Here is a 13,031-nt window from a genome sequence, read left to right as displayed (position 1 = left end):
CACTCCTTCATTTATTGTTTCGTAAATCCAATCATGATTCCACCAGCAACGACTAAAATACAACCGATAATGACGAAGGTCATCTCTTTCTTCGTTTTCGTTTCTTTCAGCAAGAGGACGCCACCAATGGTTGAGATGACGACACCTGTTTGAGAAAGGGAGAAGCTTGTTGCGACTCCAACTTTTGCCGTAGCAAACAGTAAAGCGACGTTCCCGACAGCCCACATGAGTCCGCCGATGGTATTGCCAGCAGTTTTCTTCGTGAAGAGGTCTCCTTCTCGTAAAGAAAGAAGAATGGCGCTGACGACCATCCCGATCGCTTGCGGTAATACGGCTTCCCAGCCATTAATATCAAACCAGCGGGCGATGACGACGTAACCGACATACCCGACAGTCGAGATGAGAAGGAGCGTCAATCCTTTGCCGATATTCTCATCTTCTTTACTCTTATCTTCCTTATAAGACGTGAAAGCTGCTCCGGCAATGATCAATACAAGCGCACTGATTCCGAGAATCAAGGCAGTTGTCGTTGACCACTCTCCAAAAGCAAGAACACCGAACAACGATGTTCCGACGAGTTGCATCCCTGTTGAAATTGGCATCGTTTTTGAGACACCCATTTGACGAAATGCGGCAAATTGATTTTTTTGACCAAGTGCCCAAAAGGCACCAGAAAAGAATCCGGCAACCCAAGCGGTCGTCGACATCTCTGGGCTGACAAAAAAGAAGGTGACGATCGCGAAAAGTAACGCACCCAGAGTCGTACCGATGATTTGTTGCGCCGTTGAACCTCCGATTTTCGAAACGACAAGCGGCAACGATCCCCACATCAATGCGGGAACGATGGCAATTAGAATATCAATCAAGTGTTTCACCTCTCCTTACTATTATCTCTCTACTTGAAGCTGTACCCTGCAAGGCGATAGGAAAAACCTTATGGTGCGAAGATGAATTATTCTGGAATAAAAAACGTCCACCGAGGTGGACGTCTGCTCATGTGTTATTTAACGGAATGGTTCATCGGCGATCCGGACGATTTGTCGTCCGATCCGGCGACCGTTCCATAAAGCGATGACAGCGATCGTCAAGGAAATGCCCATGACGTCGTACTGCGTAAAATAATAGCCGAGATAACTAAAAGGCAGGCTGATAATCCCGACGAGCGAACTCGTCCACTGTCGGATTTTGAGTGACTCGATGTTCGCAACACGAGAGAACTTTTGTTGCTCCATGATCCGCCAACGTGTCGGTTCGCTTAAGGCATCGTTAACAAGACGCGGGAAGGCGAGCAATCGCGCGCCGTAAGAACCAGCAATCTGTAGGTAACGGTTTTGATTTTTCCCTTCGTCATCGAGCCAGCGTCGAACCATTGGTTTAGCGAGTTCCAGCAGGTTGATTTGCGGTGAAAGAATCTGAAGGATTCCAAGAATCGTTGATGCGGCACGTCCAAAGAAAGCAAACTCAGCAGGAAGCTGGATCGGTTCATTTCGGACGAGCAATTCGATATCGGATAAGACCTTCTCGATCAGTTTTGTATCCACGTTTTCCATATCACTTTCGAGATAGAACGTGACTGCTTTTTCAATTGCTTGTCGGATATTTTGCTTATTCGCATTTGGCAATAAGAATCGTAGATCTTCTAAACCATCGACGATTGCATCGTAATCCAATGTGACGAAGGACTGAAGAATCCGCTGGATCGCTCGCATATCATCGGGCGTCGTCGCTCCGATCATCCCAAAATCAAGCAAGACGATTTTGCCATCGGACTGGACGAGGACATTGCCTGGGTGCGGATCGGCGTGGAATTTCCCGCCGAACAATAATTGTTCTCCAGCGTTCAAAAATAAATTACGTGCTAGTTCTTCACGGTCAATCTGATGTTCGGCTAGATAATCCAGATCCGTGATGCGTGTTCCTTCAATCCATTCCATAACAAGCACCCGATTTGTACAATGTTCTTCATAATAGCTCGGGATATAAATGACAGGGTTTGTTTCATACATCTTTTTAAAGTAGAGACCGTTTTTTAATTCGGTACGGTAATTCAATTCATCACCGATTACGAAGACCATTTGGCGATATAAGCTTTGCAAATCAGTCGATTTGTTTAACGACGTCCGGCGCAACATGGCAATGACGATACGCATGGCACGGAAATCGGTTTTGATGATTTGTTCGATATTCGGTCGCTGTACTTTGATCGCGACTTTTTTACCGTTTGATTTTAAGGTTCCGCTGTACACCTCACCAATCGAGGCAGAAGCGACAGGACGGGAACTGATATCCGAGATGATTTCTTCGATCGGCATCCCCCAATCCTCTTCGATGATCTTTCGTGACTCTCCAAGTTTGCTAGAAGGCACTTTGTCGACGAGTTCGGTCAGTTCCATCAAAACGGATGGGGGGAACAAGTCAGCTCGAATCGATAAGAACTGACCGAGCTTGATCAATAATCCTTCTAACCGTAATGCTTTTTTCTTATAGTCACGCGCAATTCGGATCATGATGCGCTCAAACTCTTCATTGTTCGTACCTGGCCGGTTTTTCCGGGTGAATCGATAGATCGTAAAGATGTAACGTGCGAACATCGTCACGATGACGACGATGCGATAAAGCGCCCAACGTTTCATACGGTCACCTAGCTTCCTGTACAGTTTGTTTCAGTATAGGTTACTTTACCTAAAAACGTCACTCGCAAACGGTCGAAACGGTGACAGAAAATTAATGCTTTACGGAAACTAAAAAGAGAGTATAGTAAGTATTGGAATTTCTTTGTAGAAAGGTGAAATGTGCGCATGTCCTGGGACTTATTGAATATCATCGGCACGGTCGCTTTTGCGATGAGTGGTGCGATCGTCGCGATGGAAGAAAAATATGATTTATTCGGCGTTTGGTTACTTGCTTTGATCACAGCATTTGGTGGTGGTGCCATTCGTAATCTATTGATTGGTGTACCAGTATCTGCTCTCTGGTCGCAAGGTGGTCTCTTTTTAGTTGCGATTCTCGTTGCGTTGTTGATTTTCATGTTACCTCAGTTATTCTTGCCGCACTGGACACGTTGGGGGGTCCTCGCGGATGCGCTCGGATTGTCTGCGTTTGCGATTCAAGGTGCCCTGATGGCGACAGCAAAAGGACTGCCATTGTCAGCAACAATTTCAGCGGCTGTACTGACCGGTGTTGGTGGTGGTGTGATTCGTGATTTACTCGCTGGTCGGAAACCACTCGTCTTGCATAAAGAGATCTATGCGATGTGGGCTGTCATGGCAGCACTCGTGATTGATCGCTTCCAATTGACGAATCCTCTACATTTGTTCACATTGCTCGGACTCATCACCGTTTTACGTATGCTATCGTATTATTATGAATGGAATTTACCAGCACGACGGTTAGGGGGAGAATAAGTATGAAAGTATTCATTATGATTGGCGCGATCTCGATGATGCTATCGGTCGCACTAGGTGCATTCGGTGCACACGCCTTAAAAGATATGTTGACGGAGCGGATGCTTGCGAACTGGCAGACAGGCGTACTTTACCAGATGGTACACTCGCTCGGCATCCTAGCACTCGGAGGACTCCTATTAAAGGCATCGATCCCACAATGGTCATTAGCTGCATGGCTGATGCTCGCCGGAATCGTCTTCTTCTCAGGTAGTCTGTACGTCATGGCATTGACGAATGTAACGAAACTGGGTGCCATCACACCGATCGGTGGCGTCTTGTTCATCGCGGCGTGGATCTTTGTCGCAATTGGTGCCTATAAAGGATTATGAGAACGGACCGTGTTTCTTCAGTCATGGAGAAAGACGGTCTTTTTCATATGAAAAACGCCTACTCATGATAGAGTAGGCGTAGGTATCAAAACGGATTCACCGCTTTGTCGTTTGTGTTTTGTTTAGCTTCGATAATGCTTGCTCATAGCGATCCAGTACACGATCTGCAACCGGTTTCAGCTCTTTTGAAAGCACAGCGAATTGCAATTCACGCGATCGTGTCGATCGGTTCATAGCATTCCCCATGGTAATTCCTCCTTACGTCATTCAACTTACTGTTTTATAGCCGCAAGGAGTATATTCCCATGAGATATTTCAATCAAACGTCATTCAACACATTAAAGTGCAAAATGAGTATTTAATTGTTCACTTTCGAGACGGTTACCAATGAAGAACTCACCGAACTCGCCATATTTCGCGCTGACTTCATCAAAACGCATTTCGTAGACGATTTTCTTGAACTGAAGAATGTCATCTGAGAAGAGCGTAACGCCCCATTCCCAATCGTCAAATCCTGTTGATCCGCCGATGATTTGCTGAATCTTCCCAGCGTAACTCCGACCGATCATACCGTGACGATACATGAGCTCTTTTCGTTTCTCCATTGAGAGTGTATACCAGTTATCGCCATCGCGACGTGACTTGCTCATTGGATAGAAGCAGATGTGCTTCGCTTGTGGCAGGATCGGATAGAGGCGGTCACGCACATATGGATTCTCGTATGGGTTTCCTTCGCCTGAACCACGGTACGTACCAAGTTCGACGACAGAGACATAAGAATATGTTGGAACCAAATAATCATAGAGATCGAGTTTCTGCATCTTGACTTCGACGTCTTGAATTTGTTCCATCGTAGGACGAAGAACCATCAAGACGAGATCTGCTTTTTGACCAATGATCGTATAAAGTGCGTGGCTTCCGTCTTTAGCTTCTTCCACCCCAGAAAGCTCTGCGAGGAAGGCTTGGAACTCTTCAATCATGCGCGCGCGCTCTGTCGCGTCGACTTGTTTTAAGCGTGACCAATCGATCCGGCGAAAATCATGTAATGTATACCAGCCGTCGAGTGTTTCAGCGGCTTGTTGCGTAGCAGTCGGTTCAGATGTTTGGTGTTGCATGGGATGACCTCCTGAGTCTGAAATAAATTGTCTTTTTCCATATCCTATCTTATCACATTCTATATAAAAGGCTTTGTCTTAAAAATTTTTGTCCACGAGATCGTAACACATGAAAAGAGCAGGGAGTGGGTAAAAGGAGAAAGGGACAATATTTTACTTAAAAAAGTCTCTGTACTATTATCTAAAAGGACTGTAATAGTCAGGGAATATGGCTTCAGTGCTTTTGTTAGATAACTTTTTTGCAAATTGTTTTAACAACGATTGAGAACTGTGTATAATAAACGGTGGAAAAGAAAATGGATCAAATCGACGTCGTCGTGTTTACCTAAAAAAGGAGAGAAACTCATGCAATTATTCGATATGTTAGAACAAAAGATTAAAGCGCACCAACCGAAAATCGTCTTCCCAGAAGGAATTGACGCGCGTGTTCTCGGCGCAGCTGTCCGTTTGAAGAAAGACGGTCTTGTCACACCGGTCGTCATCGGACCGCGTGCACAAATTGAAGAAACAGCAACAGCGAACGGCATCGATGTAACTGGACTTGATACAATCGATCCTGTTTCTTACGCTGGCATTGATGAGCTCGTCGCATCGTTCGTTGAGCGTCGTAAAGGGAAAGCAACAGAAGAACAAGCACGTGCTGTCATCTTAAAAGACGTGAACACGTTTGGTACAATGCTCGTTCACACTGGACAAGCAGAAGGTCTTGTATCGGGTGCGATGCACGCTACAGGTGATACAGTTCGCCCGGCACTTCAAATCATCAAAATGCAAGAAGGCTATAAAAAAACATCTGGCGTCTTCATCATGGTTCGTGACGATGAGCAATACGTCTTCGCAGACTGCGCGATCAACATCGCACCGGATGCGAACGACCTAGCAGAGAACGCGATCGCATCTGCGAAAACAGCGAAAACATTCGGGATCGATCCGAAAGTCGCATTGCTCAGCTTCTCAACAAAAGGTTCAGCAAAATCAGCAGAGACAGAGCGTGTCGTTGAAGCAACGCGTATCGCAAAAGAACGCGCACCAGAACTTGCGATCGATGGCGAACTTCAATTTGATGCTGCTTTCGTTCCAAGTGTCGCAAAATCAAAAGCACCAGAATCAGATGTCGCGGGTCAAGCGAACGTCTTCATCTTCCCAAGTCTTGAAGCTGGAAACATTGGCTACAAAATCGCACAACGTCTTGGTGGCTTCGAAGCAATCGGTCCGATCCTTCAAGGTTTGAACAAACCGGTCAACGATCTTTCACGCGGTTGTAACGAAGAAGATGTCTACAAACTCGCGATCATCACGGCGGCACAAGCGGTCGAAGAACGCCAAGCCTAAGCACAGTGTGAAAAAGTCTTTACTTTTTCGCTAAACCCCGTACAATGGTAAACATCACGAAAATCACGAAACGTAAACGTATAGCAACGCTCGTATAATAGTGGGAATTGGCCCACGAGTCTCTACCGGATCGCCGTAACGATCCGACTACGGGTGGTGAGTTACTGCTCTCTTTTTTGGCGTACAGTGGCTGCCCCCGGGTAGCGGCTGTACGTTTTTTCGTTTTTTAAAGAGGAGAATGCATGTATGAAACGTCTACACGACATGATTAATCAAGAGGGAATCGTCTTGTCGGATCAAGTATTGAAAGTGGATGCTTTTTTAAATCATCAGGTTGATCCGACGTTGATGTGGGAAATCGCCTATGAGTTCATGGAACGCTTTCAAGATGCTGGTATCACGCGGATTTTGACAATCGAAGCGGGAGGTATTGCCCCGGCAATGATGACAGCACTTCGTCTTGGCGTGCCAATGGTCTATGCTCGTAAGACGAAATCGGTCACATTGAACGAAGGAACGATTTCAGCTGAAGTTTTCTCATTTACGAAACAACAGACGAATACAATCACGGTCGCAGAGAAATACCTGCAACCGGGTGAACGTGTTCTGATCATTGATGACTTCCTCGCAAACGGAGAAGCAGCATTTGGTCTCGCTCGTCTCGTTGAACAGGCAGGGGCAGAAGTCGCTGGATTTGGAATCGTCATTGAAAAGTCGTTCCAACCGGGACGTCAAAAACTGATCGAAGCTGGATTCCGTGTCGAGTCACTCGCGCGTGTTGAGTCATTGAAGGACGGAAAAGCGACATTCGTCGACTCGGTGACCGTATGAGACTATCAAACTTCAAAGCAGCCAGTCTCGGACTTCAGCATGTGCTTGCGATGTACACGGGAGCAGCTGTTGTTCCACTGATCGTCGGGAGTGCGATTGGATTGTCAGGAGAAGAACTTGCTTATTTAGTGGCGATTGATCTTTTCATGTGTGGCGTTGCGACCTTATTACAAGTACTCGTCACGAAATACACAGGTGTTGGTCTTCCAGTCGTACTTGGTTGTACCTTTACAGCAGTCGGTCCAATGATTGCGATTGGAAGTCTTCAAGGCATTACAGCGATTTACGGTGCTTTGATTGCCAGTGGGCTGATCATTCTCGTCATTTCAGGTTGGTTTAGTAAGATCGCAGTTCTGTTCCCACCGGTTGTCCTTGGTTCCGTCGTGACGATCATCGGGATTTCCTTGATTCCGGCTGCGATCAACGATATCGGAGGCGGACAGGGAGCGAAAGACTTTGGTGACTTACGTTACCTCGGACTCGCCGGATTAACGATCGTCTTGATTTTAATCTTGAATCGCTACGGTACGGTCTTCTCAAAAGCGGCAGCTGTCTTAATTGCTGTGATGATCAGTACACTCGTTGCATTTGGCATGGGAATGATCGACTTCAGTCCGGTGGCAGAAGCGTCATGGTTCCAAATGGTGACACCATTTTACTTCGGTGTACCGACATTCAATGCAACTGCCGTCTTGACAATGACGCTCGTTGGTCTCGTCTCGATGGTTGAATCGACAGGTGTGTTCTTGACACTTGGTGAAATCACGGACCGTCGTTTGACGGATAAGGATCTAGCGCGTGGTTACCGAGCAGAGGGTGTCGCGACGATCGTTGGTGGTATCTTCAATAGTTTCCCTTACACGACCTATAGCCAAAACGTCGGTCTAGTTCAGTTGACTGGCGTAAAGACACGCAAAGTCATTTTATTTGCGGGTGGATTTTTGATCTTGCTCGGTTTCTTACCAAAAGTAGCGACGTTTACGACATTGATTCCAAAACCTGTTCTTGGTGGAGCGATGTTGATCATGTTCGGAACGGTCGCGGCAAGCGGGATCCGTATCCTATCACGGGTCGATTTTTCGAAGAACGAGCACGTCATCACGGTGGCACTCGCGCTCGGAATTGGTCTAGGAATTAGCATGAATCCTGAAATCGTAGCAGGTCTCCCATCACAAATTCGCGTTTTGACGGATAGCCCGATCGTCGCTGGTTCACTAACAGCATTGCTATTGAACGGGATCTTCCGATTGACCGGGAAGTCCGAAACAGCAGATGTGCCACTTGCTAAAGTTGAATAACAATTGTAACTTTCCGAAAGGAGCTATCCTGTATACTACATAGTAGCAGGTAGTTCCTTTTTTATACTGCTAACGTAATCAGAATATTCCGAGTATGTGGATTTAGTGAAAAATATACATTGAAAACGTTTACAAAATCGACACATCTTCTTTATACTGACAACGTAGCGGTACGGGGAACTGCTAAGAAACAAACAGAGACTGGAAGGACGTCGTAAAAATGAAACAACAGACAGAGTTGAATCGGGGACTGGAAGAACGTCACATTACACTCATGTCGCTGGGGGCGGCAATCGGTGTTGGACTCTTCCTCGGATCAGCGAAAGCGATCCAATTGGCAGGTCCAGGGATCTTACTTGGTTATCTTATCGGTGGTGTCATCATTTTCATTATCATGCGAGCACTTGGGGAGCTTGCAGTGCGGGAGCCGATCGCTGGTAGTTTTGCGGAATATGCCCGAAAGTATGTCAGTCCATTAGCTGGTTTTTTAACGGGTTGGAATTATTGGTTACTCTGGATTTTTACGTGTATGGCGGAAATCACAGCAGTCGGTATTTACATGAAAGTATGGTTCCCGGATTCCCAGGGGTGGGTATGGGCGCTAGCAGCACTTGTTTTGATGACGAGCATCAACTTCATTGCTGTTAAATTTTATGGTGAATTCGAATTTTGGTTTGCGTTGATTAAAATCGTCGCGATCGTCGCAATGATCATCTTAGGGACATTGACGATCGTCATTGGTCTTGGAAACGGCGGCACACCGGTTGGGATTTCGAACCTGTGGTCACATGGAGGATTCTTGCCAAACGGTTTCACTGGTGTACTTCTTGCCATGCAGATGGTCATGTTTGCCTTCTTAGGGATTGAAGTGATTGGGGTCACAGCAGGGGAAGCGAAGAACCCGAAGAAAACGATTCGAAAAGCCGTCAATAACGTCTTCCTACGAATCTTAGTATTTTATATCGGAGCACTCTTCGTTATTTTATCGATTTATCCGTGGGATCAAGTCGGTGCGAACAACAGCAGTCCATTTGTTCTATTGTTTGAATCACTTGGTATTCCATCAGCAGCTGGTATTATCAACTTCGTTGTCTTAACGGCAGCACTATCATCATGTAATTCCGGTATCTTCTCGACAGCCCGGATGATGATGAACTTATCCGAGAACAGTGAAGCGCCACGTCGTTTCTCGAAAATCTCAAAAAACGGTGTTCCAGCACTTGCAACGATCTTGTCAGGTGTTGCCTTACTCGTTGGTGTCGCTTTGAACTACTTCTTACCGGAAGATGTTTTTGCGATTGTGACGAGTATCGCGACGTTCGGAGCCGTTTGGACATGGGCAATGATTTTGATCGCTCAGATGCGGGCGCGGAAAGTACACGGTTCAGCAGAATTTGGTGTTCCGTTCTTCCCGGTCGCCAACTACCTCGCACTCGCGGCGCTTGCCGGTGTCATCGTCTTGATGGCATTCGATGCAAGTACAAGAATCGCGCTGGTCGTTGGACCACTCTGGTACGTGATTCTGATTGCCGTCTATTATGCAAGAGGAATGCATAAAGAGACACGTCAATCGACGCGTCAGGCATCAGGAGAATAAGCGTATAGATGAATGGAATGGAAACGAGATACGAGATGATCTCGATAAACTGAGTCCGGTAAATACTGGACTCAGTTTTTTATCATTAAAATATATTTTGAAAGCGCTTCATAAATGAGTTGACGCCACACTGATTCCGTCGTATTCTAATAGGGAAAAGAATAAACCATTCAGGATTGTTACTGCAAAAGCAGGCAAAACCTAAATTGATATCTGTTGCGTGTTGCGGCGATAGATATGAATTTAGGTTTTTTCTTTTCAATTCGATGCTCAAGGGTGGAGGTGAAAGATTCCATGCAGATCGTGAAAGTGTTTAATAATAACGTGGTGGCGATTGAATCGAATGGGCAAGAACACGTCGTCATGGGGCGAGGAATCGCGTTTCAAAAACGAATGGGTGATGTGATAGACGAATCACGAATTGAAAAAACCTTTACGCTCGAGAGTAAAGAGAGTCGAGAACGATTTATCGATTTTTTAAATGAGATGCCACAAGCTGAAATCGAAACAGTCAAGGAAATCGTTAAGATGGCAGAAGCGAGGCTCAACAAATCGCTTCATGACACGATTTATGTAACGCTAGCCGACCACATTCATTATGCGCTATCACGATATGCGGAGGGAATTGTGATTCGAAATCCGCTCGTCTGGGAAGTCAAACGATTTTATGGTCCGGAATTTGCCGCTGGAAAAGAGGCAGTTCGACTCATCAATGAACGGCATGCAGTTCACTTGGAAGAAGAAGAAGCGGTCTCGATTGCGTTGCACTTCGTCAATGCGTCGATGTCTGGAGTCAAGGGGGAGAGCCTGCATATCGTTACGGAAATGACGAAAGCGACACAGGCGATCATGACGATCATCACGTATCACTTCCAAGTAGAATTGGATGAGGAATCTCACGCATACGCTCGCTTTTTAACGCATTTGAAATTTTTTGTACAACGGATTGTTTCAAAAACTATGCTAAAAGTTGGTGGAGACGAGGAATTATATGAAATGGTCAAATCCCGTTATCCACTCGCATTTAATTGCGTCGAGAAAATTGCTAATTTGATTACAGGTAAGTATGACTATGAAGTATCGAAAGATGAGCGACTCTATTTAATGATTCATATCGAAAATTTGATGAAACAGAATCAATCCTAAGGATGGTTACCGCATCGACGGGCCAAACCTAAATGATTGCAGGTGTTTTTCCACTTGCCGTCGTTTAGGTTTTTTTATTCTAAAAATACGAATGGAGTGAGTCATATGGGGAAGTATCAAGCTCTTGCGCAAGACATTGTGCGTTTAGTTGGTGGCGAAGACAACGTCAAAACAGTCTTCCACTGCGCGACACGGTTACGCTTCAAATTAAAAGACGAACAACAGGCAGATGCTGAAGCGCTAAAACAAGTCGATGGTGTTATTACTGTCGTAAAGAGTGGTGGTCAGTTTCAGGTCGTCATTGGCAACCACGTCGGTGATGTCTACAACGAACTAAACGGCATTGGTCAGGAGACGTCGGAAGAAGCAGAAAAAACGAGTTTATTTAACCGTTTCATCGATACGATTGCCGGCATCTTCACACCAATCCTTGGTCCGATGGCAGGAAGCGGACTATTAAAAGGCTTACTTGCAATCCTTGTAGCGACGGGGCTGTTGACGCCGACGATGGGGACGTACATCGTTTTAAATGCAACTGCGGACGCTTTGTTTTACTTCCTACCGGTCGTTCTCGGTCATTCAGCAGCGAAAAAGTTCGGTGGTAATCCATATATCGGGATGATTATCGGAGGAGCATTAGTTTATCCGTCGATTGTCGCCTTGCAGGCTTCTGGTGATAGCTTAACGTTCTTGACGATTCCAGTCGTCCTGATGAGTTACGCTTCGTCTGTCATTCCGATCATCTTGGCAACATTCGTTTCATCAAAACTTGAGAAGTTTTTCAATCGTCATTCGCATGAAGCAGTCAAAAACTTCACGACACCGATGCTCGTCATCATGTTGGTTGTCCCGCTGACTTTCCTTGCGATTGGTCCGCTTGCAACGTATGCCAGCCAAGGACTGGCAGCTGGTTACTCGTTCATCTATAACTTAAGTCCAGTCATTGCGATTGCTTTCATCGGTGCGTTTTGGCAAATCTTCGTCATGTTCGGTCTGCACTGGGGACTCGTACCAATCATTATCAATAACTTGTCTGTCAATGGATTTGATACCATCACAGTCGGTGTATTAATGGCAACTTTTGGTCAAGTGGGTGCGGTTTTCGCGATTACAATGCGAGCAAAGGATCCAAAAATCAAAGGACTTGGTACTTCTTCGACGATTGCCGGTATCTTTGGTATTACGGAACCCGCGATGTATGGTTTGACACTACCACGTAAAAAGCCATTCATCTTCGGTGTTGTTGGTGGTGCGGTAGGCGGATTAGTAGGTGGTGCGCTGGGAACAGCTTCCTATGCACTCGGTGGACTTGGAATTTTCGGGGTACCGGTCATGATTCCGCAAGATGGTATCAACCTCTCATTCTGGGGAGCACTTATCGGACTAGCTGTTGCTACAATAGTCTCATTTGGATTGACATATTTCTTTGCACGTGACAAGCAACAAATCACGGAAGAAGTACCGACGATTAGTGAACAAGTAGGTTTACCAGTACTTGCGCCGGTCAAAGGGCAAATTATTTCGTTGGATGAAGTGAACGATACCGTCTTTTCAAGCGGTGCGATGGGGAAAGGACTCGCGATCATTCCGGATGAAGGTGTCGTCTACGCACCATTTGACGGAGAAGTCGTGACCGTCTATCCGTCAAAACATGCGATTGGTTTACGATCTGACACTGGTGTTGAGATTTTAGTTCATATCGGTCTTGATACGGTTCAGTTGAACGGTCAATACTTCGAGTCGCTCGTTGAGAGTGGGAAGGCGATTAAGGTGGGAGATCCACTGATTCGCTTCGATATTGAACGAATTAAACAGGCAGGTTATGACGTGATTACACCAGTTATCGTCACGAATACGGCAAGTTATCTCGATGTATTGCCGACGTATCAAGGTACAGTCGAACCGTCGCGTGATGTTTTGCGTATCTTAGTCTAAAC

Annotated in this window: 12 protein-coding genes and 1 riboswitch; of the genes, 8 read left to right on the top strand and 4 right to left on the bottom strand. The window is 45.9% G+C overall.

Features of this window, described 5'->3' with window-relative positions:
• Positions 1 to 11: 11 nt before the first annotated feature.
• Both BW42_RS12045 and BW42_RS12040 read right to left on the bottom strand, forming a co-directional pair.
• On the bottom strand, positions 12 to 863 hold the full coding sequence (locus BW42_RS12045; protein WP_197026242.1) for a GRP family sugar transporter: 852 nt from the start codon (positions 861 to 863) through the stop codon (positions 12 to 14).
• 141 nt (positions 864 to 1,004) lie between these two features.
• The gene (locus BW42_RS12040) at positions 1,005 to 2,633 is read right to left on the bottom strand and encodes an AarF/ABC1/UbiB kinase family protein (RefSeq protein WP_035411453.1); all 1,629 of its coding nucleotides are present in this window, start codon (positions 2,631 to 2,633) and stop codon (positions 1,005 to 1,007) included.
• Positions 2,634 to 2,798: 165 nt separating this feature from the next.
• Between BW42_RS12040 and BW42_RS12035 the strand changes: the two genes are divergently transcribed.
• Together BW42_RS12035 and BW42_RS12030 are read left to right on the top strand one after the other, a co-directional pair.
• Positions 2,799 to 3,404, top strand: coding sequence for a trimeric intracellular cation channel family protein (locus tag BW42_RS12035; protein ID WP_023466752.1), 606 nt, complete (start codon positions 2,799 to 2,801; stop codon positions 3,402 to 3,404).
• A gap of 2 nt (positions 3,405 to 3,406) precedes the next feature.
• Positions 3,407 to 3,775, top strand: coding sequence for a DUF423 domain-containing protein (locus BW42_RS12030; RefSeq protein WP_023466753.1), 369 nt, complete (start codon positions 3,407 to 3,409; stop codon positions 3,773 to 3,775).
• Positions 3,776 to 3,871: 96 nt separating this feature from the next.
• Here BW42_RS12030 and BW42_RS16455 read toward each other — a convergent pair whose 3' ends face one another.
• The gene (locus tag BW42_RS16455) at positions 3,872 to 4,021 is read right to left on the bottom strand and encodes a hypothetical protein (RefSeq protein ID WP_023466754.1); all 150 of its coding nucleotides are present in this window, start codon (positions 4,019 to 4,021) and stop codon (positions 3,872 to 3,874) included.
• 92 nt (positions 4,022 to 4,113) lie between these two features.
• Entirely contained in the window at positions 4,114 to 4,890 is a 777-nt protein-coding gene (gene hemQ / locus BW42_RS12025) for a hydrogen peroxide-dependent heme synthase (protein ID WP_035411450.1), read from the bottom strand.
• Between the two features lie 345 nt (positions 4,891 to 5,235).
• Here hemQ and pta point away from each other — a divergent pair, with 345 nt between their 5' ends.
• The 6 genes from pta (at position 5,236) to BW42_RS11995 (ending at position 13,029) form a co-directional block, all read left to right on the top strand.
• Positions 5,236 to 6,222: a phosphate acetyltransferase gene (gene pta / locus BW42_RS12020; RefSeq protein ID WP_035411447.1), complete on the top strand. Its 987-nt coding sequence runs from the start codon at positions 5,236 to 5,238 to the stop codon at positions 6,220 to 6,222.
• Between the two features lie 70 nt (positions 6,223 to 6,292).
• Positions 6,293 to 6,392, top strand: a riboswitch (purine riboswitch).
• Positions 6,393 to 6,468: 76 nt separating this feature from the next.
• On the top strand, positions 6,469 to 7,053 hold the full coding sequence (locus BW42_RS12015; RefSeq protein WP_035411444.1) for a xanthine phosphoribosyltransferase: 585 nt from the start codon (positions 6,469 to 6,471) through the stop codon (positions 7,051 to 7,053).
• Positions 7,050 to 8,351 (top strand): nucleobase:cation symporter-2 family protein, encoded by a 1,302-nt coding sequence (locus BW42_RS12010; RefSeq protein WP_035411441.1) that lies wholly within the window; start codon positions 7,050 to 7,052, stop codon positions 8,349 to 8,351. Before BW42_RS12015 ends, BW42_RS12010 begins: the two co-directional genes overlap by 4 nt.
• A 220-nt stretch (positions 8,352 to 8,571) precedes the next feature.
• On the top strand, positions 8,572 to 9,948 hold the full coding sequence (locus BW42_RS12005) for an amino acid permease (protein WP_035411438.1): 1,377 nt from the start codon (positions 8,572 to 8,574) through the stop codon (positions 9,946 to 9,948).
• 294 nt (positions 9,949 to 10,242) lie between these two features.
• Positions 10,243 to 11,094, top strand: coding sequence for a BglG family transcription antiterminator LicT (gene licT, locus BW42_RS12000; RefSeq protein ID WP_035411435.1), 852 nt, complete (start codon positions 10,243 to 10,245; stop codon positions 11,092 to 11,094).
• 105 nt (positions 11,095 to 11,199) lie between these two features.
• Entirely contained in the window at positions 11,200 to 13,029 is a 1,830-nt protein-coding gene (locus BW42_RS11995) for a beta-glucoside-specific PTS transporter subunit IIABC (protein ID WP_035411432.1), read from the top strand.
• The last annotated feature ends 2 nt before the right edge of the window (positions 13,030 to 13,031 follow it).

This window comes from Exiguobacterium sp. RIT341 (assembly GCF_000632205.1).
GTDB lineage: Bacteria > Bacillota > Bacilli > Exiguobacteriales > Exiguobacteriaceae > Exiguobacterium_A.
This window is presented reverse-complemented; position numbering and strand designations above follow the sequence as displayed.